This window comes from Lonsdalea quercina subsp. quercina (genome assembly GCF_000688655.1).
GTDB classification, from domain to species: domain Bacteria; phylum Pseudomonadota; class Gammaproteobacteria; order Enterobacterales; family Enterobacteriaceae; genus Lonsdalea; species Lonsdalea quercina.
The window spans coordinates 225,029-250,848 of the sequence record NZ_JIBO01000007.1 but is presented as its reverse complement, the minus strand read 5'-3'; the positions used below and the strand labels follow the sequence as shown (position 1 = coordinate 250,848).

Genomic DNA, 25,820 nt, shown 5'->3' with positions numbered 1-25,820 from the left:
CCCTTATCGGTGGAAAAAATCGGGCGGGTTGCTACGCTTAGTAGTGTCAAGTTGTGGAATTTAATGGCGTTCAATAGAAGATATTAAACTTATAAAACTACTCGGAGTGTAATATGAAGAATAAAATATCAATCATTGCGGCCATTGTCATGGCCTTTTCGTTGGTGGCCTGCTCCAGCAACTATGTTTTGCATACCAACGACGGACGGACGATCATCTCGGATGGCAAACCGAAAGTGGATAATGATACCGGCCTGATCAGCTATACCGACGCTTTTGGTCACGAACAGCAGATCAACCGTTCCGATGTGAAACAGATGACAGAAGTGAAATAACCCCGTCTGACACTATTCGTATCAACAAAAAAAAGCACCGCAATCTTGCGGTGCCCTACACAATCTTGTGAATAGACAGGGAAAACAGGAAATGAAAAGGTAGCAGAGCTACCTTGTCTGAAATCCAGACGGTAAATAGCAAACACAACATCACATCCACAAGTCAAAAGTACTTCGGTCATCCCTCCGCACTTTTCGTTCCGACTCAGGAAGTGGCGCTAATATAGGTATTTGCTGGTGCATCCTCAACGGACAATTTATAATGTCTCGGATTAAAAAAACTAATGACTTACCATACGTCAGACCCGCGCTGACAGGCTTGAGCCAAGAATCCGATCTATGTCAAAACGACTACCCCCTCTTAATGCGTTGCGCGTGTTTGATGCGGCCGCCCGCCACCTGAGTTTTACCAAAGCAGCTGAAGAGTTGTTTGTGACTCAGGCAGCGGTGAGCCATCAAATCAAATCCCTGGAAGATTTTCTCGGCCTGAAATTATTTCGTCGTCGCAATCGTTCACTGCTGTTGACGGAGGAAGGGCAGAGCTATTTTCTAGATATCAAAGAAATCTTCCTGGCCTTGAACGACGCCACTCGCAAGCTGCAGGCGCGCAGCGCCAAAGGGGCGTTGACGGTGAGCATGCTGCCGAGTTTCGCCATCCATTGGCTTGTGCCTCGGCTGTCCAGTTTTAACGCGGAATATCCGGGCATCGATGTCCGAATTCAGGCGGTCTCGCGTGAAGAAGATCATCGTCTGGCGGATGATGTGGACGTAGCGATTTTTTATGGCCGCGGCAACTGGCCGGGACTGAGGGTGGAGAAACTCTACGCCGAGTATTTACTGCCCGTTTGCGCCCCTCAACTGCTGACCGGAGAGCATGCGCTAAATGTGCCGGCGGATTTGGTTCGCCATACTTTATTGCATGATGCTTCCCGTCGTGACTGGCTGACTTATACGCGGCAATTGGGCGTTCAGCAGATCAACGTTCAACAAGGGCCGATCTTCAGCCATAGCGCAATGGTGTTACAGGCGGCAATACACGGTCAGGGGATCGCGCTAGCTAATAATGTAATGGCGCAGACGGAAATTGAAGCGGGCAGATTGGTCTGTCCGTTCAACGATGTGCTGGTCAGTAAAAACGCTTTTTATCTGGTATGTCATGACAGTCAGGCAGAACTGGGTAAAATAGCCGCCTTTCGCCAGTGGATACTGGCGCGCGCGGCGAGCGAACAGGAGAAATTCCGCTTCCGCTACGACAGCGGCTCGCGCTGAATCTTCGGGATTCAAGCACTTTGTTTACCTCAAAAGAAAATGGATAACGATGATGAATAGCCGTTTCATGCTGATCTTTGCGGCCATCAGTGGATTTATATATGTCGCATTAGGCGCGTTCGGCGCTCATGTCTTAAGCCGTACGCTCGGCGGGGCCGAACTGGATTGGCTCCACACCGGGCTGCAGTATCAGGCTGTCCACACGCTGGCGCTCCTGGCGTTGAGTGTGGCTATGAACCAACGAGCCAACGTGTGGTTTTACTGGAGCGCGGCGCTCCTGGGGCTGGGAACCGTGCTGTTTAGCGGCAGCTTGTACTGTCTGGCGCTGTCCCAGCTGCGGATGTGGGCTTATGTTACGCCGGTGGGCGGCTTTTGCTTCCTGGGCGGCTGGTTATTGTTGTTGATAGGCGCTCTGCGCCAGAAAAGAAAGGCTGACTCGCATGAATAAAGTCATTTTGTACTGCCGTCCCGGCTTTGAAAAAGAGTGTGCGGCGGAAATTACCGATAAAGCCGCGCAGTATAACGTTTACGGCTTCGTGCGGGTCAAGGATAACAGCGGCTACGTCATTTTCGAGTGCTATCAATATGAAGATGCCGATCGCCTGATCAAGGAATTACCGTTCAAGAGCCTGATCTTCGCCCGACAGATGATGGTGTGCGGCGAGCTTTTGCGCGATCTGCCGCAGGAAGATCGCATCTCGCCGATCGTCGGCATGCTGACCGGCGTGCTGGAACGAGCGGGAGAGCTGCGCGTCGAGGTGCCGGATACCAATGAAAGCAAGGAACTGATGAAGTTCTGCCGCAAGTTCACCGTGCCGCTGCGCGCGGCGTTGCGTGAAAGTAAGATCTTGTCACCGCAGGAAAAGCCCGGTCGCCCGGTGATTCACGTGCTGTTTATCGCGCCCGGCTGCTGCTATGTCGGTTACTCCTACAGCAACAACAACTCTCCGTTCTACATGGGGATCCCGCGGCTTAAGTTTCCCGCGGATGCGCCGAGCCGCTCCACCCTCAAACTGGAAGAAGCTTTTCACGTATTTATCCCGGCGGACGAATGGGAAGAGCGGTTGGGCAGCGGTATGTATGCGGTGGATTTAGGCGCCTGTCCCGGCGGCTGGACCTATCAGCTGGTCAAGCGCAGCATGATGGTTCACGCGGTGGATAACGGGCTGATGGCGCAGAGCCTGATGGATACCGGCCAGGTGATTCACCATCAGGCGGACGGTTTCCGGTTCGAACCGCCGCGCAACAACGTTTACTGGCTGGTGTGCGACATGGTAGAGAAACCTGCCAAGGTCACGAACCTGATGGCAGACTGGCTGGTGAAAGGCTGGTGCCGTGAAGTGATTTTCAACCTCAAGCTGCCGATGAAAAAGCGCTACGAGGAAGTGAATCAAAATCTGGAGCTGTTGATGGAACGTTTGCATGAAAACGGTATTAACGCGGAAGCTCATGCCAAACAGCTCTATCACGATCGTGAGGAAATCACGATCCACGCCCGACGTATATGGGCCGCGATACCCGGCCGTCGCGACGAGCGTTAAGAGAGGGCGGCGGGCGTACTAGCCCGCCGTCGATGTCAGCCGCAGCTGCTGCAAATTGCCGTTCAGCGTGAGATCGGTTTTCAGCGTGGCGACCTGGCGGCAAATCCAGGCCGCTTCCCGCTGCGGTTCCAGCTTTTTACGCCACTTCTCCGGCAGTTGCTCCAACTGCTGATAAAGTTGTTCCAACGATCCCGCTTGTTGCAGAAGCTGTGCTGCGGTTTTTGCGCCGATGCCGCTGACGCCGGGGATTTTGCTGCTGCTGATTCCCGCCAATCCCCAATAGTCAGGGAGTTGTTGCGGGGCGACGCCGAATTCCTGGCGGATAAAGGGCACATCCAGCCAGCGTTTTTGAAAGTAATCCCGAATCTGAATCGTCGGCGCCAGCAGCTGACAATATCCCTTGTCCGTTGACACTATCGTAGCCTGGTGGCCCAGCGCGGCAACCTTGCAGGCCAGGGTCGCGGCTAAGTCATCCGCTTCGTCTCCGGGGGAGTGCCAGCTTTCGACGCCCAGCTCCCGGAAAGCCGCTTTGATTTGCGGTAACTCCTGATGAAGCGAGTCCGGCATCGGAGGACGCCCGGCTTTATAATCGGGTAAAAGCTGGTGCCGCCAACTGGATGCTCTCTGCTCGTCGTCGAAGACGGCGACGGCATGGGTCGGTCGGCTGTGTTGCAACAGCAGATTCAGGGCATGCTGACAGGCAGGTAAACAGGGAGAGCCCTGTACGGCATGGATGCGCCTGATGAGGTTCAGCGCATCCACAATCAAAAGATGTAAGGGCATGATTCGTCTCCGCGAATAAAGCGCTCTGCCGCCATCCGAAGGAGTCCTGGAAAGCGGCAGAGCGGACGTCTTGTCAGGTCAAAATTTCATAACAGGGGATGTAGGCGCTGCCCGGGAGCTTCATACGCTGTTGCGCGACAAAGCCCTGAAGCAGACGGTCCATGTTTTTCATGATTTCCGCATTGCCGTCGAGCTTATAGGGTCCAAATTGTTCGATGGCCAGAATACCGCCTTCTTTGACGTTGCCCGCCACGATGCCGGAGAACGCCTTGCGCAGCGCGGCGGCAAGTTGCTCGGTCGGCTGGTCGGGGTGCAGATGCAGATTCGCCATATTTTCATGTGTGGGTACGAAAGGTATCTGCAAGTCGGGAGCGATGCGCAGCGACCAGTTGAAGCTATAGGCGTCGCCGGTATGACGGCGATGCTCTTTTACCAGCGGCATCGACTTCTTCATCTCGCGTGCGACTTCAGCGGCATCATTGATGATGATGCTGTAGTAGCGGCGGGCCTGACGTCCCAGCGTACTGACGATGAATTCGTCAAGCACCCGGAAATAGTCCGCACTCTCTTCCGGACCCGTGAGGATGATCGGCAGCACCTGTTCGCTGTTGGCAGGATCCATCATGATCCCCAGCAGGTACAGGAACTCTTCTGCCGTGCCGACGCCGCCCGGGAAAATAATGATCCCATGGCCGATGCGGACAAAGGCTTCCAGCCGTTTTTCAATATCCGGCATGATGATCAGTTCGTTGACCAGCGGATTGGGTGGCTCGGCAGCGATGATTGAAGGCTCCGTCATGCCGATGAAACGGCCGTCTTTGTAGCGCTGTTGCGCATGGCCGACGGCTGCGCCCTTCATGGGCGCTTCCATCGCGCCGGGTCCGCAGCCGGTGCAGATATTTAGCTCGCGCAGCCCCAGCTGGCTGCCCACCCGGCGGGCGTACAGATACTCTTTTTCGTTGATGGAGTGACCGCCCCAGCAAACGACCATGTTCGGCTCTTCGCCCACGTGCAGCGCGCGCGCATTGCGCAGAATGGAAAAGACGATGTTGGTGATATGCGTCGAATTCTCCAGGTCAAGGTTTTGAAATTGACCTGTTTGCGTGATTTGACCGTTGACGAACAGAATGTCGCGCAGGACGGCGAACAGGTTAGCCTGCAACGAACGGATCAGCTGGCCATCCACAAATGCATCTTCAGGCGGGTTAACCAATTCAAGCTTCACGCCGCGTTCACGCCGCAGCACGTTGATGTCGAAACTCTCGAAACGGGAGAGTAATTCTTTACTGTTGTCCGTCTGGCTGCCGGAGTTCAATACGGCCAGCGAACAGTTACGAAATAAGCGGTAAAGGTCGCTGCTGGCGCTACTTTTGAGCCTGTCTACTTCCAACTGCGACAGCAAATCCATAGACCCGAGCGGGCTGATATGTGTAATCAATTTTGCTCCTTGATACGTAGGGTATGACGTCGGTTCTTTGATCGGACTTTTTGACTCGCTTCTTCACCTTAACGTGCGCTAATCATTTTGCCAATCTTCGACAGCGCCGTGACGTCCACACTGCGGGGCGTTGCGCATTTTGGCCGTGATGTTATCGACGATCGGCCGCACTCTCAGGTTACAATGCGAGGTAGTGTAACCCGACCGGTAGAGTAAAGAAGAATGATGGATCAACAGGTGCTGCAAGCGTTAACCGATTTTACCCAGCGCTATGTGAGTCGTTGGCAGGAGCATGCGGGGCATCCGCCCGCCTCTGAAGCGCTGTATGGCATTCCCTCGCCCTGTATCGTCGCTACGCACGACGGACAGGTGCAGTGGTTGCCACAGTCAGGCGGGGCTCACCAACGTCTGGATGGCGTCGAACGCGCGCTGGATATCCAACTACATCCCGATGCGCATGCGTTCTATACCAGTCAGTATGCCGGAGATATGGAAGCCCACTTCGACGAAATTCATTGCACAGTGTTACAGGCATGGAGCGATGAGGATCTTATCCGTATGCAGGAAANCCTGATCGGTCATCTGGTGACGCAGAAGCGGCGAAAGCTGCCACCGACGCTGTTTTTGGCGACGACGGCGTCGGAAATGACGTTGATTTCGCTGTGCAACGTGAGCGGGGAAGTCATCCTGGAAGAGTTTGGAACGCAGAAAAGGCGTGTACTTGCCGCGACATTATCGGAGTTTTTATATAAGCTTCAGCCATTGATTCAATATTACTGAAGCGTGTTTCGCTTTTCAGTGTGTGAGAAATATCTCACAATGGCTGTAGGTTATCGCTTATATTTTATATTAATATAGTGTGAAAATAACGATTAACCATTATTTTTCAATAAGTTAAATTTCATGGCATTGAAAATGGCCGGGTGGAAGGTATGTTGCCCTGAATTAGGGGCTTGCCGATTCGCTTTAATTAATACATCTTATTATTCGCCAGGCAACATGGTAACAGGACGATGTAATATCGTTGTTTAATGATTACGCGTCCGCTCCAGCCGAAATGCTTCAGGATGAAATGTTTTCAGGATGAAAGCACGGACACCTCCATGATGGAGAATGGGAGCCGGCTTGGACATGCTGGTGGGGCAGGAGCCTAAAGGGAACGAGATCAGGAAGATCGTGAGGGAACGGCAGTCAAGGAAGAAAGAGGGANCGCCAGCGAGGGAATTGCGGGTCGGGATGACCACCAAGGAAAAGTTTTCAAGGATGAGCAGGGAAGCAACCGTGTAGCGGGATTGCTATAAAACGAATCGGGGGTACTGAGCAATCANTACCCCCATTTTTTGTTCCGGCGACATCTCGACGTGAAGGTATTTCGCAGGATGCCACCGCGCGGCATCGATGTTATCCTTTGCCGCCCTACTGTTAGCCTGTTTGAGATTCTGTATGAGTGAAGAAATTCAGCTTCGGCAAGCCCTGTTGGCTGTTGAGCATGCCCTGAGAGAAAGTGAATTGTGGCAGAGCAAGCCGCCGGAGGCAGAGGCCTTCTCAAGCGCCGAGCCTTTCTGCGTGGATACGATGGAAGCCCAACAGTGGCTGCAGTGGGTTCTGTTGCCGCGTATGCATGCGCTACTGGATAGTGGTGCGCCATTGCCTGAGCGNTTTGCAATTCATCCCTACTTCGAAATGGCTTTTGAAGGACGCGAAGAGGAACTNCGGCTTCTGCTTAACGCGCTGCGCGAGCTGGATGGTTTCTTTGGAAAATAAACCGATGTTAGACATTCTCTATCAGGATGAGTATCTGGTGGCGGTCAATAAGCCGCCCGGCTGGTTGGTACACCGCAGTTGGCTCGACCGCAAAGAGAAAGTGGTGGTCATGCAGACGGTGCGCGACCAGATTGGCCAGCATGTCTACACCGTGCATCGTCTTGACCGGCCGACTTCCGGCGTTCTGCTGCTGGCGTTATCCAGCGAGGTCGCTCGTCAACTGTCCACGTTGTTTGAACAGCATGACCTGAAGAAAACCTATCATGCCGTGGTACGCGGACACGTTTTTGATTCTGATACCATTGACTATGCTTTAACGGAAGAGCTGGACAAGATTGCGGACAAATTCGCCAATCCCGATAAGGGGCCACAGCCTGCGGTCAGCCATTATCGCGCGTTAGCGCAGGCGGAGATGCCGGTCGCCATCGGCCGTTATCCCACGTCTCGCTACACATTGATGGAACTGCAGCCGGAAAATGGGCGTAAGCATCAGCTACGACGGCACATGAGTCACATTCATCACCCCATCATTGGCGACAGCACGCATGGCGATCTCAAGCAGAATCGCGGTATGGCTTCTCATTTTGGCTGTCAGCGGATGATGCTGCATGCCAGCTGTTTGTCGCTCGCTCACCCTGTAACAGGTGAGACGCTGGAGATTAAAGCGCGCTGGGATGAAACCTGGCAGAGCGTGATGTCGCAGTTCGGTTGGGAGGGTATTCTCCCTGATTTTGAAAGGGTTGAGTTTCCCGCGACCTGAGGTCAGGATAGCGGGGTTAATCTGTCTGATTGAGGGAATTGCGTCATGGCGCAGATCGGTATTTTTGTTGGCACTGTTTACGGTAACGCGTTGTTGGTCGCTGAAGAAGCGGAAAATATTCTCAGAGAGCGCGGGCATGAAGTGAAGATTTTCGAGGGCGGCTCGTTGGAAGACTGGCTGACCTATCGTGAGCAGCAAGTGCTGGTGGTGACTTCCACGACAGGGCAGGGTGAACTGCCTGAGTCTATCGTCTCTTTGTACACCGCGCTAAGCGACACCTGTGGGCCTTTACCCCTGATGGGCTACGGCCTGATTGCGCTGGGCGACAGCAGCTATGACGTCTACTGCGGCGGCGGTCGTCAATTCGATGCCTTGCTGCAAGAGCTGGGGGCGGAGCGAATCGGCGAAAGGCTGGAGATCGATGCGACAGAGCAGCCGGAACCGGAAGTGGTGTCCTGTGCATGGGTTGAAACGTGGGCCGACCTGGTGGAAAGCCGCGCCTAATCTTGACCTTTAGAGAAGTGGCGCAACATCAGCGCAAAAAAACGGGGCTTCGGCCCCGTTTTGCTGCATAGCGCAAGGAAATGAGTGGATAGACGCTTTACCGGTTTTTGGTCAGCTTTTCCAAATCGGACTCAATCTCGCTAATTTTGTTGGTGACGACGCTTTCCAGATGGCGTAAGTCGGCCAGAATTTTGCGTTTCAGGTCGACTTCGATCTGTTCGCGCTGACAGATCTGATCTAGCTCATCGACGACATAGCGGAGATTGGGACTGATTTCGTTAATTTCCCGGAAGCCCTGACCCGCATTATCCGCCGCAATGGTTTTGCGTTGACGGGGATATTTGAATTTCACGCTTTTGGCGAAAAACTCGCCTTTATCCTTGCGGAAATAGATTTTCAGAATGTCATTGCTGGCTTCTTGTCGCAGGCTATAACGGTCGATATCTTCCGGGTTGCTGATCCCGAGGCTCTTCAGATTGTCATACATAGCATCACCTCTTCCAGTTCTAAGCCATGCTACATTTTGTGCAATGCAGCGGGTCCATATTTGCTGTGCTCCGACTGGTCATAAAAATGGCGGGTCATTTCNCCCCCCAAATGTAGATAGATCAGTCGATGGTGCGCAGCAGCTCGTTGATGCCCACTTTACCGCGGGTTTTCGCATCAACTTTCTTGACGATGACGGCACAGTACAGGCTGTGGCTGCCATCTTTGGAAGGCATGTTGCCGGAAACGACGACGGAGCCTGCCGGTACGCGACCGAAGTGGACTTCGCCGGTTTCGCGGTCATAAATGCGGGTGCTTTGGCTGATGAACACGCCCATTGAAATGACGGAACCTTCTTCAACGATCACGCCTTCAACCACTTCGGAACGTGCGCCGATGAAGCAGTTGTCTTCAATGATGGTCGGGTTGGCCTGCAGCGGTTCCAGAACGCCGCCGATGCCGACGCCGCCGGACAGGTGGACGTTTTTACCGATCTGCGCGCAGGAACCCACGGTGACCCAGGTATCGACCATCGTGCCTTCATCGACATAAGCGCCGATGTTGACGTAGGAAGGCATCAGGACGGTATTCCGCGCGATAAAGGCGCCCTGACGTACGCTGGCAGGCGGCGCGACACGGAAGCCCTCACGCTGGAAGCGTGCTTCGTCGTAGTCGGCGAATTTCATCGGCACTTTATCGTAGTAACGCGTTTCGTTGCCATCGATGATGCGGTTTTCATTGATACGGAAGGAAAGCAGTACGGCTTTCTTCAGCCACTGATGAGTGACCCACTGACCGTCGATTTTCTCTGCGACGCGCAGCGCACCGCTGTCCAGCAGGTTGATGGCCTGATTGACCGCTTCACGCGTGACGGTGTCTGCATTTGCCGGCGTAATTTCTGCGCGGCGTTCGAAGGCTGTTTCGATGACGTTTTGTAATTGCTGCATCCTGACTCTCTATCTCGTGATTACCAAGGTAATAATTAATTAACACAAGCCTACTTTATCGTTTGGGTTAAGGGCCTCTGTCAACCGTTGTTGCAATTTAAGCTGCAATTCAGGGCTTAACGCCCGCCGATCGTTGTCCGCCAGAATAAATAAATCCTCTACGCGTTCGCCGATGGTGGAAATACGAGCGCCGTGCAGCGATATGCGAAGTTCGGCGAAGACCTCGCCGACCTGAGCCAACAGGCCGGGTTGATCAAGGGCGACCAACTCCATGTAACTGCGGCGATCGGTATGCGTCGTCGGCAGAAAGCTGACTTCGGTCTCGACGCTGAAATGGCGAAGCTTGGACGATGTGCGGCGAATGCGGGGAGTGTGGTAATCCTTCAGCGTTAGCGCCTGCTCAATCGCAAGACGAATCATGCCGTGACGATCCTGCGCTACCGGGGAGCCATCCGGCTCCAGCACGATAAAGGTATCCATCGCCATGCCGTCACGGCTGGTAAAAATCTGAGCGTCATGAACGTTCAGATTACGGCGATCCAGCTCGCCTGCGACGGTGGCGAACAGATAGGGGCGATCGGGACTCCAGATAAAGATTTCCGTGCCGCCGCGTGTGGTGTCATCGCCGATGAGCACCAGCGGTTTGCTGGGATCGTGACTCACCAGGTGGAGGGCATGCCAGGCCAGCTGATTGGGCGTGTGACGCAGGAAATAGTCGGCGCGGCAGCGGCTCCAAATATCATTCAGCGCAGTTTCGTCGATGTTGTCCATACGCAACAGCGCCAGCGCCTGCTGTCGATGATGCCGTACCCGTTTCCGAAGATCGGGCGAGTGTTGCATGCCGCGTCGCAGCTGTTTCTCGGTAGCGAAGTACAACTCGTGCAACAGACTTTGTTTCCAGCTATTCCACAGCGTTTCGTTAGTGGCGCAGATATCGGCGACGGTCAAATTAATCAGGTAGCGCAACCGAGTTTCGCTCTGCACCTCCTCGGCGAACTGCTGAATGACCGCCGGATCCTGAATATCGCGGCGCTGGGCGGTGACCGACATCATCAGATGACACCGTACTAGCCAGGAAACCAGCTGTGCTTCGCGCAGGTTCAAGCCGTGCAAGGCGGCGAACTCCAGCGCATCTTTCGCGCCCAGCTCCGAGTGGTCGCCGCCGCGGCCCTTGGCGATGTCGTGGAACAGCGCGGCCAGCAACAGCAGCTCGGGCTGCGGCAGACGGGGGTAAAGTTTGACGCACAACGGATGTTCTTCCAGCGTGGATTCATCGGCAAAGCTTTCCAGCTTGAGCAAGACGCGAATCGTATGTTCGTCCACCGTATAAGCGTGGAACAGATCGAACTGCATCTGGCCGACGATATTGCTCCACTGCGGCATGTATGCCCATAGCACGCTATGCCGGTGCATTGGCAACAGCGCCTGACTGACCGCGCGCGGATGGCGCAGAATGTTCATGAACAGGCTGCGGGCTTCCGGGATGGTGCATAACGGGCTGGCGAGGTGACGACGGGCGTAGCGCAGTCGACGCAGGGTGGTGGAGTAGATACCGCTGATCTCCGGGTGGCGCACCATGGCATAGAACATGCGCATGATGGCTTCAGGCTTGCGGTCGAACAGAGTTTCGTCCTGCAGATCGATCAGTGTGCCGCGTAGCTGGAATTCTTCATCCAGCATGCGTGGTTTTTCATGCGGATCGAGCGCCAGAATGGCCTCATCGAACAGCTGGAGCAGCATCTGATTAAGCTCGTAAACCCGTCGCGTGACGCGAAAGAAGTCTTTCATCATACGTTCGACGGGCGCGTTTCCCTCCCCCTGATATTGCAGCAGTTGCGCCACGTTAAGCTGGCGGTCAAACAGCAATCGGTTATCGTAGCGGCTCAGCAGCGAATGCAGGGCGAAACGGATGCGCCACAGCATGCTTTGGCATTCGTTAAGTTCGTTCCGCTCGGCCTCCGTCAGGAACCCGAAGCCGACCATTTCATTCAGGGACGTTGCGCCGAAGTGGCGCCGCGCCACCCAAAGNAGTGTGTGAATATCGCGTAGGCCGCCGGGGCTGCTTTTGATATCCGGTTCGAGATTGTAGCTGGTGCCGTGATAGCGCTGATGACGTTCGCGCTGTTCAGCGACCTTGGCGGCGAAGAATGCAGCCGATGGCCAGAAGTCGTCGCTGAATATGTGCTTCTGCAACGAAAGAAACAGGGCGACGTCGCCGCAGATCATGCGGGATTCGATTAGGTTGGTCGCGACGGAAATATCTGCCCGACCCTCCTCCAGGCATTCATCCAGCGTTCGTACGCTGTGCCCCACCTCCAGACGGAGATCCCAAAGCAGGGTGATCAACTGGCTGACGGCCTGTGACTGTGCATCGTCAAATCCGTCACGGCTCAGAACGAGCAGGTCGATATCGGAAAGCGGATGCAGTTCTCCGCGTCCGTAGCCGCCGACGGCGACCAAGGCCGTCTGCTCTGCGCTGTCCAATTGGTAGAAATGCCACAGCCGTTGCAGCAGGCGGTCGATGAACTGTGTACGGGCGTCGATCAAGGTTTCCGCGCTGACGCCCGACTTAAACTCATCCGTCAGCCATATCTGGAACTGTTCAAGATGCTGCTTTAGCGTCTGGCGTTCCAGTATGTCGTCGCTGAAGGTCAACGGAGATTGGGGGGCGGGGCGGACCGTCGTCGGCGTCCCGGGGGAGATATGCGGCAGGTCCTGATCGATTTCGTTCATGTACGGCGCCCATAAAAAAGCCGGCGATTGCCGGCAGCGGTTTATTCCTGATGCGTGATGATTTTTGGGATGGTGTCATCCTTACGCAACGTCATTATTTCGCATCCGTCCTCGGTCACCACAATAGTATGCTCGTATTGCGCCGACAAGCTGCGATCTTTGGTTTTCACCGTCCAACCGTCTTTCATGGTGCGAATGCGGAAATCGCCGGCATTAACCATGGGTTCAATGGTGAACGCCATGCCGGGCTTCAGTACGACGCCGCCATCGTCTGCATCATAATGCAGAACCTGCGGTTCCTCGTGGAAGCCAGTGCCGATACCGTGTCCACAATACTCGCGCACCACGGAGAAATCCTGTGCCTCAACAAACTGCTGAATAGCTTTGCCGATCGAACGCAGACGAATACCGGGTTTTACCATTTTGATTCCCAGATACAGGCTGTCTTGCGTGACGCGGCACAGACGCTCGCCCAGAATCGTGGGTTTGCCAACGATGAACATTTTGGAGGTATCGCCGTGGAAACCATCCTTGATAACAGTCACATCGATATTGACGATGTCGCCGTCTTTGAGATGTTTCTCATCGGAAGGAATGCCGTGGCAGATGACTTCATTGATGGAAATGCACACTGACTTGGGGAAGCCGTGGTAACCCAGACAGGCTGAAATCGCATGCTGCTTGTTGGTGATGTGATCGTGACAAATGCGATCTAGTTCACCCGTAGTGACTCCCGGTACGACGTGAGGCTCGATGATTTCAAGCACTTCAGCCGCCAGTCGTCCAGCTACGCGCATTTTTTCAATATCTTCCGGAGTTTTAATAGAAATAGCCATTGAGTGTGTCCGCAGGTGTAAATGTTCCTAACGAAAATAGGGTCAGCAAAGAGTGACTTATGGTATCAGCCCTGCAAAGGACTGCCAAATCATCATTGGCGCGGGGGCGCGAAAGCGCAAGTAAAGTTGGTGTCGATGGGGAGTTTATGGTATAAAGCGCGCCGGTGATCCGGCTGGGTTGCGATCGAGCTTTGAACGCTAAACTTTGATCTCGCCATCGGGTGACTAAATACTCACTATGTGTAAATAACACACACGTGTCGGCACATTTGCCGGGGTGCTCTGCAGCATGCTGCGGGGTCGGCATAATGGGACACGTGGAGGCATAACCCCATACTTAATTTATAGAGGTAATCATGGCAACTGTTTCCATGCGCGACATGCTCAAGGCTGGCGTACACTTTGGTCACCAGACCCGTTACTGGAACCCGAAAATGAAGCCGTTCATCTTCGGTGCTCGTAACAAAGTTCACATCATCAACCTTGAAAAAACCGTACCGATGTTCAACGACGCACTGGCTGAGCTGAGCAAAATCTCTTCTCGCAAAGGTAAAATCCTGTTCGTTGGTACCAAACGCGCAGCAAGCGAAGCGATAAAAGAAGCTGCTACCAACTGCGATCAGTTCTTCGTGAACCATCGCTGGCTGGGCGGCATGCTGACCAACTGGAAAACCGTTCGTCAGTCCATCAAACGTTTGAAAGATCTGGAAACGCAGTCTCAGGACGGCACTTTCGATAAGCTGACCAAGAAAGAAGCCCTGGTTCGTACTCGTGAACTGGACAAGCTGGAAAACAGCCTGGGCGGTATCAAAGACATGGGCGGTCTGCCTGACGCGCTGTTCGTGATCGACGCCGATCATGAACACATTGCGATCAAAGAAGCTAACAACCTGGGGATCCCGGTATTCTCTATCGTTGATACCAACTCCGATCCCGATGGCGTTGACTACATTATCCCTGGTAACGATGACGCCATCCGCGCCGTTAGCCTGTACCTGAATGCCGTTGCCGCAGCAGTGCGCGAAGGCCGTTCTCAGGACCTGGTTGAGCAGGCTGAAGAGAGCTTCGTCGAAGCTGAATAATAAGGCTGGCTCTATCGAGCCCTTATTAACCAGGTATTGATATATGTTGGTTAGGGGGCCTGTAAAGGCCCCCTTTTACTTATCTCCCCCATGAGATAACGAGGAAAAGATAATGGCTGAAATTACCGCTGCCCTGGTAAAAGAACTGCGCGAACGTACTGGCGCAGGCATGATGGAATGTAAAAAAGCGCTGGTTGAAGCGAATGGCGACATTGAGCTGGCCATCGACAACATGCGTAAATCCGGCCAGGCTAAAGCTGCCAAGAAAGCGGGTCGTGTTGCTGCTGAAGGCATCATCCTGACCAAGATTTCTGCAGACGGCAAATACGGCGTCATCGCTGAACTGAACTGTGAAACTGACTTTGTTGCCAAAGATGCCGGTTTCAAAGCGTTCGGTGAAGAAGTCGCTACCGCTGCTCTGAACGATCGCATTACCGACGTCGAAGCGCTGAAAGCCAAATTTGAAGATCAGCGTACTGCGCTGGTGGCTAAAATCGGCGAAAACATCAACATCCGTCGTATCTCCGTACTGTCCGGCGACGCGCTGGGTTCTTACCTGCACGGCGCGCGCATCGGCGTTATGGTTGCCGCGACGGGCGCAGACGAAGAGCTGATCAAGCATATCGCCATGCACATCGCCGCCAGCAAGCCTGAATACGTGAAGGCTGAAGATGTTCCGGCTGACGTTGTTGCCCGCGAGCACCAGATCCAGCTGGATATCGCCATGCAGTCCGGCAAACCGCGTGAAATCGCAGAAAAAATGGTCGAAGGCCGTATGCGTAAATTCACCGGCGAAATCTCTCTGTCCGGCCAGCACTTCGTGATGGACCCGAGCAAAACCGTCGGCCAGCTGCTGAAAGAGCACAATGCAGACGTCACCAGCTTCATTCGTTATGAAGTCGGTGAAGGTATCGAGAAAGCTGAAGTTGACTTTGCTGCTGAAGTTGCAGCAATGAGCAAGCAGTCTTAAGAAAAAAGAGGAGCCGCCGGTTGGCGGTTCCTTTTTATCCAGCCAAAAGAGTTCATGACATCGGGTAACTCGCTATTCTGCGAAACCGGGTGTAAGCAGTGTAACCATCCCCAATACGACGACAGCCTGTTAGGACAAAACACCATGGCAACCAACGCAAAACCCGTATATCAACGTATCCTGCTCAAACTGAGCGGCGAAGCCCTGCAAGGCGCGGACGGTTTCGGTATTGATGCTAGCATTCTGGATCGCATGGCTCAGGAAGTGAAAGAACTGGTGGAGCTGGGCATTCAGGTCGGTGTGGTTATCGGCGGCGGCAACCTGTTCCGCGGCGCTGGGCTTGCCAAGGCGGGAATGAACCGTGTTGTGGGCGACCATATGGGGATGCTGGCGACGGTAATGAACGGTCTGGCGATGCGTGATGCCTTGCACCGCGCATACGTCAATGCCCGACTGATGTCGGCGATCCCGCTGAACGGCGTGTGCGATAACTACAGTTGGGCGGAGGCTATCAGCCTGCTGCGCAACAACCGCGTCGTGATTTTCTCGGCCGGCACCGGCAACCCTTTCTTCACCACAGACTCCGCAGCATGTTTGCGCGGCATTGAGATCGAAGCCGACGTGGTCTTGAAGGCGACTAAAGTCGATGGCGTTTACTCAGCCGATCCGGTAAAAGATCCGAATGCGACCTTGTACGAAACGCTGGACTACCAGGATGTGCTGGAACGTGAGCTGAAGGTCATGGATCTGGCCGCATTTACGCTGGCGCGAGACCACAACCTGCCGATTCGCGTGTTCAATATGAACAAGCCCGGCGCGCTGCGTCGTGTGGTGATGGGTGAAAAAGAAGGCACGCTGATCAGTAATAACGGCTAACGTCAAAGTAGGGTAATATCCTGCTTCGGCGATACAAGATAGCGCTATCGCTGCCCGCTACGGCAGGCATCAATTATTCNCTGGATCATGTTAAGGCGTGATCTGACAGGCAACCAGTTTTCAAGGGTTCACAACGTGATTAATGAAATCAGAAAAGATGCTGATACGCGCATGGAAAAATGCGTAGAGGTTTTCAAAAACCAAATCAGCAAAGTCCGTACCGGACGGGCTTCTCCCAGCCTGCTGGACGGTATTCATGTGGAATATTACGGTAGCGCAACGCCGCTGCGTCAGGTCGCCAACGTGGTTGCGGAAGATGCCCGTACGCTGGCGGTGACGGTCTTCGACCGCTCCCTGAGCGCGGCTGTGGAAAAAGCAATCATGGCGTCCGATCTCGGTCTGAACCCGATGTCCGCGGGTACGGTCATTCGTGTACCGCTGCCTGCGCTGACCGAAGAACGCCGTAAAGATCTGATCAAAGTGGTCCGCGGCGAAGCCGAGCAGGGGCGAGTCTCCGTCCGTAACGTGCGCCGTGACGCGAACGACAAGCTGAAGGCGCAACTGAAAGACAAAACCATCAGCGAAGACGAAGAACGCCGTGCTCAGGACGATATTCAAAAGCTGACCGACAGCTTTATCAAGAAAATCGATGCCGCGCTGGCTGACAAAGAAAAAGAGCTGATGGATTTCTAAATCCATCAGTCAGGACAGCGCCGCCAGTAGGTGAAGGTTTATCCTTCCCTCTCGCGGCGCTTTATTTTTTACACTTCCTTGATTCAGGTTTGGCGGTATTCATACCGGTTCAACCGGCATTGCCGACAGCAATGGAAGAGTCGAACTCCCGCCTGCTGCCACATCTGACAATCAACCGCTGTACGTATTAGAGCATTCCTATGAAGAAGCTGACAATTTTGGGTTCAACGGGTTCGATCGGCGTGAGTACGCTGGCTGTGGTCAGGGCGAATCCGAACGACTTTTCGGTCAAAGCGCTGGTCGCCGGGCGGAATGTGCCGCGAATGGTGGAACAATGTCTGGAATTTCGCCCTGAATTTGCTGCGATGGCGGATGAAGACAGCGCAGGCGAATTGCGTCGGCAGTTGAAAGAACAGGGCTGTAAAACTGAGGTGCTATGCGGAGAGCAGGGTGCCTGCGAGCTGGCCAAGCTGGACGGCGTCGACCAGGTTATGGCGGCCATTGTAGGCGCGGCTGGACTGTTGCCGACGTTGGCGGCAATTCGCGCAGGTAAGCAGGTACTATTGGCGAATAAAGAATCGCTTGTCACTTGCGGTCACCTGTTTATGCGTGAAGTTGCGGCTAACCGAGCCCAACTACTGCCTATCGACAGCGAACATAATGCTATTTTTCAGAGTTTACCTGAGCAAATTCAGCATCAGCTGGGGTACGCTGGCCTTATGGATTACGGCGTTGAACAGATTGTCCTTACCGGTTCAGGTGGGCCTTTCCGTGATACCGCGCTGGCGGNCCTGAGGGCGATGACGCCCGATCAGGCTTGCGCCCATCCCAATTNGTCGATGGGGCGTAAGATTTCCGTGGATTCTGCGACCATGATGAACAAAGGTCTGGAATACATCGAAGCCCGCTGGTTGTTCAACGCTTCGGATGAACAGATGGAAGTGGTGATTCACCCTCAGTCGGTCATTCATTCCATGGTGCGTTATCGGGACGGCAGCGTACTGGCACAGCTGGGATCTCCGGATATGCGTACGCCGATTGCGCACGCGATGGCCTATCCGGTTCGCGTCGCCTCAGGGGTGCCAAAGCTGGATTTTTGCCAACTGGGCGCGTTGACCTTTTCGGCTCCGGATTATCAGCGTTATCCTTGTCTCACGCTGGCGATAGAAGCCTGTAATCACGGACAGGCGGCGACAACGGCGTTGAATGCCGCCAATGAGGTTGCCGTCGAGGCTTTTTTGCAGTCGGCTATCCATTTCACGGATATCGCGCAGGTCAACCGGGAGGTGCTGGAGCAACTGGTACTGCCCGAACCCGACAGTGTGGATGATGTGCTGGCAATCGACCGCTGGGCAAGGGGACAGGCACGACGGCAACTGCAGCACTACCGCTGATTGGGCGGGGTGTCCGTTTGTGGCGGGTGTTTCGAAATGGTATAGTCTGCGCCGCTAGGTGTAGGCTGTTTACGCGATAAGCCAATGGTAACGACAAGCTGTGCACGTTCACGGCTTTTTTTGCGCTGCCAGGTCCGATGACTGAAAGAACCTATCGATATTCTTGCTTGAGGAAATCAGTACACGCTATGCCCTCCAAAAATCAACAAGGCAGCCAAAGCCAGCAGTTATGCAGTCCACGTCATGTGGCCATCATCATGGATGGTAACGGACGTTGGGCAAAGCAGCGGGGTAAACTACGCGTTTTCGGCCATCAGGCGGGAGTCAAATCCGTTCGCCGGGCAGTCAGTTTCGCCGCCCGTCATCAGTTGAACGCCTTAACGCTTTATGCGTTCAGTAGTGAAAACTGGAGTCGTCCAGCGCAAGAGGTGTCGGCGTTAATGCAGCTGTTCATGCGAGCGCTGGACAGCGAAGTGAAAAGCTTGCACAAACACAATGTTCGGCTGCGCATTATTGGCGACACGAGTCGCTTTAGTTCACGTTTGCAGGAGCGAATCCGTCTTTCGGAAGAGCTGACTGCGAATAATAGCGGTCTTACCCTGAATATTGCTGCGAATTATGGCGGCCGTTGGGATATCATTCAGGGAGTCCGACAAATCGCCGAGCAGGTACAGGAAGGTGCGCTGCGTCCCGATACCATCGATGAAGCCACCCTGTGCCGGTACACCTGTCTTAACGAGCAGGCGCCGGTTGATTTAGTAATAAGAACGGGCGGAGAACATCGCATCAGCAACTTTTTATTGTGGCAAATAGCCTATGCTGAGTTGTATTTCACCGATGTCCTCTGGCCCGATTTTGATGAAGAAGTCTTTGAAGGNGCGCTGAATGCTTTTGCTCAACGAGAGCGTCGCTTCGGAGGAACCACGCCTAACGATGTCGTTGCATCCTAGGGGGACCTTTTGCTGAAGTATCGCTTGATTACTGCTTTAATTCTTATTCCTGCTGTTATTGCCGCGCTCTTTTTCCTGCCGCTGCTGGGATTCTCTTTGGTAACGCTGGCCGTTTGCATGCTGGCTGCCTGGGAGTGGGGACAGCTGGCTGGGTTTGTTTCATACAGTCAACGTATCTGGCTGGCGTTGCTCTTTGGGTTGTTGCTGGCTGTCATGATGTTGACGATACCGGCTTACCAACGCTCGGTGCACGTGGTGCAGGTCTCAGCGTCGCTGTGGTCTTCTGTCGTCTGGTGGTGCGTGGCGTTGGTGATGGTGCTGTCCTATCCCGCATCGGCTCTCGCCTGGCGGCATTCGCGCATACTGCGGCTGGTTGCCGGTATATTGACCATCATCCCGTTCTTTTGGGGCATGGTGACGCTGCGTCAGATGGGCTACGAAGCCAACTCATTTACCGGCGCCTGGTGGTTGCTGTACGTCATGTTGTTGGTATGGGGCGCCGACAGCGGCGCTTACGCTTTCGGTAAGGCCTTCGGCCGACATAAGCTGGCGCCGAAAATCTCCCCTGGGAAAACCTGGGAAGGTCTGATCGGCGGGCTGGCAAGCTCTGCGTTGATTTCCGTAGTTTTTAATCATTTTGTGCCGCTGACAAATTCGGGTCATATCCTGCTGATTTGCTCGATTGTCGCCGTGCTGGCTTCCATATTGGGCGATCTGACTGAAAGCATGTTCAAACGCGAAGCGGGCGTTAAAGACAGTAGTCATCTCATTCCCGGTCACGGCGGGGTGATGGATCGCATTGATAGCCTTACGGCGGCGGNGCCTGTGTTTTCCTGCCTGATGCTATTACTGTTCAAAGTCGTTTAGGGATATCGGTAGAGCCTGTTTATGATGAATATTCTCTGGAGTCTGGCCGCATTCATCGTCGCCCTAGGCGTGCTGATAACGGTTCATGAATTCGGCCACTTCTGGGTCGCCCGTCGCTGCGGCGTCCGGGTGGAGCGTTTTTCTATCGGCTTCGGAAAGGCGCTATGGCGACGTCGCGATCGTCTTGGCACAGAATATGTCATTGCACTCGTCCCACTGGGCGGATATGTGAAAATGCTCGACGGCCGCGTGGCGGATGTTCCGCCAGAGTTGGCCGAACAGGCATTTGATCGTAAGACCGTCTGGCAGCGCGCGGCCATTGTCAGCGCGGGTCCTATCGCCAACTTCATCTTTGCCGTTTTCGCCTATTGGCTGGTCTTCATTTTGGGTGTTCCGGGCGTGCGTCCGGTGGTTGGTGAAGTTTTACCCAATTCGATTGCCGCGCAGGCGCAAATTTCGCCTGGGATGGAACTAAAGTCAATCGACGGTATCGAAACGCCTGATTGGGACAGTGTTCGTCTTGCTTTTATCGGCAAGATCGGCGATGCCGAGATGACGATAGGCACGGCCCCGCTGGGGTCTTCCCTTATCGAACAAAAAAAACTGGATCTGCACAGCTGGAGTTTTGAACCAGACAAGCAGGATCCCGCGGTTTCTTTGGGCATAGTGCCCCGCGGGCCGCAGGTTGAAGCGGTGTTGGCCGGAATTCAGCCCCATTCAGCTGCTGAAAAAGCGGGTTTGCAAGCTGGGGACAGGATCGTTAAAGTCGATGGTCAGCTGNTGTCGCGCTGGCAACAGTTCGTCATTGCCGTCCGCGAACATCCCGGTGAGCGCGTCGAGTTGTCGGTCGAGCGGGAAGGGGAAACGTTAACCCTCACTCTGACCCCTGACAGCAAAACGGTAGGAAAAGATAAGATTGAAGGGTTTGCCGGCGTTATCCCACGTGTTACGCCGCTGCCTGAAGAGTACAAGACTGTTCGTCAGTACGGGCCGTTCAGCGCCGTTTACGAAGCCACCGACAAAACGTGGCAGTTGATGAAGTTGACGGTCGGCATGATAGGGAAACTGATTGCTGGCGACGTTAAGCTGAATAACCTGAGTGGGCCGATATCCATCGCTCAGGGAGCAGGAATGTCAGCTGATTATGGATTGATTTATTACCTGATGTTTTTGGCACTGATAAGCGTCAATCTGGGGATCATCAATCTGTTCCCGCTGCCGGTATTAGATGGTGGTCACCTGCTCTTTCTGGCGATAGAAAAGCTGAAGGGTGGGCCGGTTTCCGAGCGTGTGCAGGACTTTAGTTATCGCATTGGCACAGTGTTGCTGATGATGTTAATGGGACTCGCACTTTTCAATGATTTCTCCCGCCTTTAAGGTGTGGATTAAGTTAGGAAAAACGCATAACAACGATGGCGATTAAAAAGTTGCTCTTAGCGTCGCTACTGTTCAGTAGCGCCACCGTATACGGTGCAGACGGATTCGTAGTGAAAGACATTCATTTCGAGGGCCTGCAACGGGTTGCCGTCGGTGCGGCATTGCTCAGCATGCCAGTCCGTGTTGGAGATAACGTTAGCGATGAAGACATCGGGAATATTATCCGTGCTTTATTTGCGACCGGAAACTTCGAAGATGTTCGAGTACTGCGTGATGGCAATACGCTACTCGTTCAGGTGAAAGAACGTCCCACCATCGCCAGCATCACTTTCTCCGGCAACAAGTCGGTGAAAGAGGACATGCTGAAAGAGAACCTGGAAGCTTCCGGTGTTCGCGTGGGGGAAGCGCTTGACCGCACGATGATTTCCAACATCGAAAAGGGATTGGAAGACTTTTACTACAGCGTCGGTAAATACAGTGCGACGGTGAAAGCCGTGGTCACGCCGCTGCCGCGTAATCGTGTCGATCTCAAGCTGGTCTTTACCGAAGGCGTTTCCGCCAAAATCCAACAGATCAACATCGTTGGCAACAAAGCGTTCAGCAGCGATGAGCTGATTTCACGCTTCCAGTTGCGCGACGAGGTGCCGTGGTGGAACCTCGTCGGCGACCGCAAATATCAGAAGCAGAAACTGTCTGGCGATCTTGAAACGTTGCGCAGCTTCTACCTTGATCGCGGCTATGCTCGCTTTAATATCGATTCCACTCAGGTGAGTCTGACGCCGGATAAAAAAGGCATCTATATCACCATCAACTTGACGGAAGGCGATCAGTACAAACTTTCGGGCGTCGATGTCCGCGGCAATCTGGCCGGGCACTCCGCTGAAATCGAAGGGTTAACCAAAATCCAGCCGGGCGAGCTGTACAACGGCACGAAAGTGACCCGGATGGAAGAAAGCATTAAGAAACTGCTGGGCCGCTATGGTTACGCCTATCCGCGCGTCATCACGCAGCCGGAAATCAATGACGCCGACAAGACGGTGCGCCTGAATATCAGCGTGGACGCGGGTAACCGCTTCTCCGTTCGTCGCATTCGTTTTGAAGGCAACGATACCTCCAAAGACTCCGTGCTGCGTCGTGAGATGCGTCAGATGGAAGGTGGATGGCTCGGCAATGATCTGGTCGACCAGGGTAAAGAGCGTCTGAATCGTCTCGGTTACTTTGAAAGCGTCGATACGGAAACGCAGCGCGTTCCCGGAACGCCGGATCAGGTCGATGTGGTCTACAAGGTGAAAGAACGTAACACCGGTAGCCTTAACTTCGGTATCGGCTTTGGTACTGAGAGCGGCGTGAGCTTCCAGGCCGGGGTCCAGCAGGACAACTGGCTGGGTACGGGGAATTCTGTCGGGATCACCGGCACGAAAAACGACTACCAGACCTATATAGAACTGTCGATGACTGNCCCCTACTTCACGGTAGACGGCGTGAGCCTGGGCGGTCGTCTTTTCTATAACGACTTCAAGGCGTACGACGCCGATCTGTCTGATTATACCAACCGCAGCTACGGCGCGGGTACGACCCTGGGCTTCCCGATCAACGAGAACAACTCGTTGCGTTTGGGTCTCGACTACGTGCACAACGACCTGTCCGATATGGAACCGCAGGTCGCAATGTGGCGCTACCTTAATAAATCCGGCGTTGAACCGAATGTCGTCTCCGGCAGTTCCGACAGCGCGGACTTCTCGGCCGACGATTTCTTCCTGACGCAGGGCTGGACGTATAACAACTTGGATCGGGGTTATTTCCCGACGTCGGGTAGCCGCGTAACGCTGAACGGTAAGGTGACAATCCCAGGGTCTGACAACGAGTATTATAAAGTCACTCTGGACTCGACCAGCTATCTGCCGCTGAGCGAGAATCGTGACTGGGTGCTGATGGGCCGCTCTCGTCTGGGTTATGGCGATGGACTGGGCGGTAAGGAGATGCCGTTCTACGACAACTTCTACGCCGGTGGTTCAAGCTCGGTTCGTGGTTTCCAGTCGAACACCATCGGCCCGAAAGCCGCTTACTACAAATGTAACGGTACGGAGTCGTCCTATGCCGGTTGTCCGATCGACAAAGATAATCTTGACGATGCGGTGGGCGGTAACGCGGTCATGGTGCTGAGCGCCGAACTAATTGTGCCTACGCCATTTATCAGCGAAAAATATGCGAACTCCGTGCGTACGTCCTTGTTTGTCGATGGTGGTACGGTGTGGGATACCCATTGGGAAAACACCCCGGCGACGCTTGCTGCGGGTGTACCGGATTACAGCAAGCCGGGTAATTTCCGTATATCGAGTGGTATTGCGCTGCAGTGGATGTCTCCGCTGGGGCCGTTGGTCTTCTCCTATGCCCAGCCGATCAAGAAATACGACGGGGATAAATCGGAGCAGTTCCAGTTCAATATAGGCAAGACTTGGTAATCTGAGGCCGGCAGAACGTATGCAGGCAAGCCGCACGGCAGGCAGAGTTGAGGACGCCGGCCTTTATGGAGCGTTACAGCGCTGCCTGTTGTGCATATACGAGTGTGTTAAGACACAAATAGGTTAGCGTGAGGAGTTTATAGTGAAAAAGTGGTTGTGTGCCGCAGGTCTTGGCCTGGCATTAGCTGCATCAGCGGGCGTTCAGGCTGCTGATAAAATTGCAGTGGTAAACGTATCCAGCATCTTCCAGCAATTGCCGCAACGCGAAACCGTCGCCAAGCAGCTGGACAGTGAGTTCCGTGGCCGTGCGTCAGAACTTCAAAATATGGAACGTGGTCTGCAGCAGAAAATGCAGAAACTGCAGCGCGATGGCTCTACGATGAAAGCCAGCGAACGCAGCAAGATGGAAAAAGACGTCATGGCACAGCGCGAACAGTTCTCTACTAAAGCGCAGGCATTTGATCAGGACAACCGTCGTCGCCAGATGGAAGAACGTAACAAAATCCTGAGCCGTATTCAGGATGCTGTGAAAAGTGTTGCCAGCAAACAGGGTTACGATATCGTCATCGATGCTAACGCTGTCGCTTATGCGGACAACGCGAAAGACATTACTGCCGACGTGCTGAAACAGGTTAAATAATTCGATGTTTTCAATTCGACTGGATGCTTTAGCACAACAGTTGGATGCACAGTTGCACGGTGATGGCGATATCGTCATCACCGCTGTCGCATCAATGCATTCTGCTCAGTCAGGTCAGATCACGTTCTTGTCTGACAGCCGCTATCGGGATCGCCTTGCAACCACTCAGGCTTCCGCCGTCGTGGTGACCGAAGCTGATTTACCTTTCTGTCATACCGCCGCCTTGGTGGTGAAAAACCCTTATCTAACCTATGCGCGTATGGCGCAGGTGATGGATACGACGCCGGCGCCGGCCGAAGATATCTCACCTGCGGCGACGATTGCGTCGGACGCACGCGTGGGTAAAGGCGTCTCAATCGGCCCGAATGCGGTGATTGAGTCTGGCGTTGAGCTGGGCGACGGCGCCGTAATCGGCGCTAACTGTTTCATCGGCAAGAATGCGCGCATCGGCGCGGGCAGCCGTCTGTGGGCCAATGTCACGATTTATCACAATGTCGTTCTGGGCGAACAGTGCTTAATTCAGTCAGGGGCGGTCATCGGCTCGGACGGTTTCGGTTATGCCAACGATCGCGGCAACTGGGTGAAGATCCCTCAGTTAGGTACGGTCATTATTGGCGATCGCGTCGAGATTGGCGCCAATACGACGATCGATCGTGGCGCGTTGGATGACACGATCATCGGTAACGGCGTCATCATCGATAACCAATGCCAGATTGCACACAACGTGGTGATTGGCGACAATACCGCAGTTGCCGGAGGCGTTATCATGGCGGGAAGTCTGAAAATCGGACGTTACTGCATGATTGGCGGCGCCAGTGTGATAAATGGCCATATGGAAATTTGTGACAAAGTTACGGTGACGGGAATGGGGATGGTTATGCGTCCTATCACCGAGCCTGGTGTATACTCCTCGGGCATACCACTGCAGCCGAATAAAGCATGGCGTAAAACGGCGGCTTTGGTCATGAATATTGATGACATGAGCAAGCGATTNAAGGCCTTAGAGCGAAAACTCGATAAAAGTTAAGTCCGTTGGCTTCAGTTCTACTGGGCTTTGCTGCAGGGACGGGCAAAGCTGTTTTGCTTTGTTATTGGCAGACTGTGTGAGGCTCC

General features: G+C 54.1%; 25 protein-coding genes. 19 read left to right on the top strand and 6 right to left on the bottom strand.

Annotation, left to right across the window (positions count from 1 at the left end; translation table 11 throughout):
* Positions 1 to 113: 113 nt before the first annotated feature.
* The 4 genes from RZ35_RS08630 to rlmM all read left to right on the top strand — a co-directional run bounded on the left by RZ35_RS08630 (position 114) and on the right by rlmM (position 3,145).
* The gene (locus RZ35_RS08630) at positions 114 to 335 is read left to right on the top strand and encodes a YgdI/YgdR family lipoprotein (RefSeq protein ID WP_026742940.1); all 222 of its coding nucleotides are present in this window, start codon (positions 114 to 116) and stop codon (positions 333 to 335) included.
* A gap of 339 nt (positions 336 to 674) precedes the next feature.
* Positions 675 to 1,604 (top strand): transcriptional regulator GcvA, encoded by a 930-nt coding sequence (locus tag RZ35_RS08625; RefSeq protein WP_026742939.1) that lies wholly within the window; start codon positions 675 to 677, stop codon positions 1,602 to 1,604.
* A 52-nt stretch (positions 1,605 to 1,656) separates the two neighbouring features.
* Positions 1,657 to 2,052 (top strand): DUF423 domain-containing protein, encoded by a 396-nt coding sequence (locus tag RZ35_RS08620; RefSeq protein ID WP_026742938.1) that lies wholly within the window; start codon positions 1,657 to 1,659, stop codon positions 2,050 to 2,052.
* Entirely contained in the window at positions 2,045 to 3,145 is a 1,101-nt protein-coding gene (rlmM, locus tag RZ35_RS08615) for a 23S rRNA (cytidine(2498)-2'-O)-methyltransferase RlmM (RefSeq protein WP_026742937.1), read from the top strand. The genes RZ35_RS08620 and rlmM overlap by 8 nt, the downstream gene beginning before the upstream one ends.
* Positions 3,146 to 3,163: 18 nt before the next feature.
* On the opposite strand, the gene xni is transcribed toward rlmM, so the two are convergent.
* Both xni and ppnN read right to left on the bottom strand, forming a co-directional pair.
* Positions 3,164 to 3,928, bottom strand: coding sequence for a flap endonuclease Xni (gene xni, locus RZ35_RS08610; RefSeq protein WP_026742936.1), 765 nt, complete (start codon positions 3,926 to 3,928; stop codon positions 3,164 to 3,166).
* Between the two features lie 73 nt (positions 3,929 to 4,001).
* On the bottom strand, positions 4,002 to 5,366 hold the full coding sequence (gene ppnN, locus RZ35_RS08605; RefSeq protein WP_026742935.1) for a nucleotide 5'-monophosphate nucleosidase PpnN: 1,365 nt from the start codon (positions 5,364 to 5,366) through the stop codon (positions 4,002 to 4,004).
* Between the two features lie 225 nt (positions 5,367 to 5,591).
* Between ppnN and syd the strand changes: the two genes are divergently transcribed.
* From syd to RZ35_RS08585, 4 genes are all read left to right on the top strand, one after another.
* Positions 5,592 to 6,146: a SecY-interacting protein gene (syd, locus tag RZ35_RS08600; protein WP_026742934.1), complete on the top strand. Its 555-nt coding sequence runs from the start codon at positions 5,592 to 5,594 to the stop codon at positions 6,144 to 6,146.
* Positions 6,147 to 6,809: 663 nt separating this feature from the next.
* The gene (locus tag RZ35_RS08595; RefSeq protein WP_026742933.1) at positions 6,810 to 7,130 is read left to right on the top strand and encodes a YqcC family protein; all 321 of its coding nucleotides are present in this window, start codon (positions 6,810 to 6,812) and stop codon (positions 7,128 to 7,130) included.
* Positions 7,131 to 7,134: 4 nt separating this feature from the next.
* Positions 7,135 to 7,890, top strand: coding sequence for a tRNA pseudouridine(65) synthase TruC (truC, locus tag RZ35_RS08590; RefSeq protein ID WP_026742932.1), 756 nt, complete (start codon positions 7,135 to 7,137; stop codon positions 7,888 to 7,890).
* Positions 7,891 to 7,935: 45 nt separating this feature from the next.
* Entirely contained in the window at positions 7,936 to 8,394 is a 459-nt protein-coding gene (locus RZ35_RS08585) for a flavodoxin (RefSeq protein WP_026742931.1), read from the top strand.
* A 97-nt stretch (positions 8,395 to 8,491) separates the two neighbouring features.
* Here RZ35_RS08585 and RZ35_RS08580 read toward each other — a convergent pair whose 3' ends face one another.
* The 4 genes from RZ35_RS08580 to map form a co-directional block, all read right to left on the bottom strand.
* Positions 8,492 to 8,881, bottom strand: a complete 390-nt coding sequence (locus tag RZ35_RS08580) for a DUF3461 family protein (RefSeq protein WP_026742930.1) — start codon at positions 8,879 to 8,881, stop codon at positions 8,492 to 8,494.
* Positions 8,882 to 9,002: 121 nt separating this feature from the next.
* Positions 9,003 to 9,827, bottom strand: a complete 825-nt coding sequence (dapD, locus tag RZ35_RS08575; RefSeq protein ID WP_026742929.1) for a 2,3,4,5-tetrahydropyridine-2,6-dicarboxylate N-succinyltransferase — start codon at positions 9,825 to 9,827, stop codon at positions 9,003 to 9,005.
* A 39-nt stretch (positions 9,828 to 9,866) separates the two neighbouring features.
* Positions 9,867 to 12,560: a bifunctional uridylyltransferase/uridylyl-removing protein GlnD gene (gene glnD / locus RZ35_RS08570; RefSeq protein WP_026742928.1), complete on the bottom strand. Its 2,694-nt coding sequence runs from the start codon at positions 12,558 to 12,560 to the stop codon at positions 9,867 to 9,869.
* A gap of 41 nt (positions 12,561 to 12,601) precedes the next feature.
* Complete coding sequence (map, locus tag RZ35_RS08565) at positions 12,602 to 13,396, bottom strand: type I methionyl aminopeptidase (protein ID WP_026738758.1); 795 nt, start codon at positions 13,394 to 13,396, stop codon at positions 12,602 to 12,604.
* A gap of 356 nt (positions 13,397 to 13,752) precedes the next feature.
* On the opposite strand from map, the gene rpsB reads away from it, so the two are divergent.
* The 11 genes from rpsB to lpxD all read left to right on the top strand — a co-directional run bounded on the left by rpsB (position 13,753) and on the right by lpxD (position 25,734).
* Entirely contained in the window at positions 13,753 to 14,478 is a 726-nt protein-coding gene (gene rpsB, locus RZ35_RS08560; protein WP_026742927.1) for a 30S ribosomal protein S2, read from the top strand.
* A gap of 112 nt (positions 14,479 to 14,590) precedes the next feature.
* The gene (gene tsf / locus RZ35_RS08555) at positions 14,591 to 15,448 is read left to right on the top strand and encodes a translation elongation factor Ts (protein WP_026738760.1); all 858 of its coding nucleotides are present in this window, start codon (positions 14,591 to 14,593) and stop codon (positions 15,446 to 15,448) included.
* A 144-nt stretch (positions 15,449 to 15,592) separates the two neighbouring features.
* Entirely contained in the window at positions 15,593 to 16,324 is a 732-nt protein-coding gene (gene pyrH / locus RZ35_RS08550; RefSeq protein WP_026738761.1) for a UMP kinase, read from the top strand.
* Between the two features lie 135 nt (positions 16,325 to 16,459).
* Entirely contained in the window at positions 16,460 to 17,017 is a 558-nt protein-coding gene (gene frr / locus RZ35_RS08545; protein ID WP_026738762.1) for a ribosome recycling factor, read from the top strand.
* 200 nt (positions 17,018 to 17,217) lie between these two features.
* Positions 17,218 to 18,411, top strand: a complete 1,194-nt coding sequence (gene ispC, locus RZ35_RS08540; protein ID WP_026742926.1) for a 1-deoxy-D-xylulose-5-phosphate reductoisomerase — start codon at positions 17,218 to 17,220, stop codon at positions 18,409 to 18,411.
* Between the two features lie 188 nt (positions 18,412 to 18,599).
* Positions 18,600 to 19,361, top strand: coding sequence for a (2E,6E)-farnesyl-diphosphate-specific ditrans,polycis-undecaprenyl-diphosphate synthase (ispU, locus tag RZ35_RS08535; protein ID WP_026742925.1), 762 nt, complete (start codon positions 18,600 to 18,602; stop codon positions 19,359 to 19,361).
* Between the two features lie 9 nt (positions 19,362 to 19,370).
* Positions 19,371 to 20,228 carry a phosphatidate cytidylyltransferase gene (gene cdsA, locus RZ35_RS08530; RefSeq protein WP_026742924.1) on the top strand — a complete coding sequence of 286 codons (858 nt, stop codon included), beginning with the start codon at positions 19,371 to 19,373 and terminating at the stop codon, positions 20,226 to 20,228.
* Positions 20,229 to 20,249: 21 nt separating this feature from the next.
* Entirely contained in the window at positions 20,250 to 21,605 is a 1,356-nt protein-coding gene (gene rseP, locus RZ35_RS08525) for a sigma E protease regulator RseP (protein WP_026742923.1), read from the top strand.
* Positions 21,606 to 21,640: 35 nt separating this feature from the next.
* Positions 21,641 to 24,067 carry an outer membrane protein assembly factor BamA gene (gene bamA / locus RZ35_RS08520; RefSeq protein ID WP_026742922.1) on the top strand — a complete coding sequence of 809 codons (2,427 nt, stop codon included), beginning with the start codon at positions 21,641 to 21,643 and terminating at the stop codon, positions 24,065 to 24,067.
* Between the two features lie 142 nt (positions 24,068 to 24,209).
* On the top strand, positions 24,210 to 24,707 hold the full coding sequence (gene skp, locus RZ35_RS08515; RefSeq protein WP_026742921.1) for a molecular chaperone Skp: 498 nt from the start codon (positions 24,210 to 24,212) through the stop codon (positions 24,705 to 24,707).
* 4 nt (positions 24,708 to 24,711) lie between these two features.
* Complete coding sequence (gene lpxD / locus RZ35_RS08510; protein ID WP_026742920.1) at positions 24,712 to 25,734, top strand: UDP-3-O-(3-hydroxymyristoyl)glucosamine N-acyltransferase; 1,023 nt, start codon at positions 24,712 to 24,714, stop codon at positions 25,732 to 25,734.
* Positions 25,735 to 25,820: the final 86 nt, after the last annotated feature.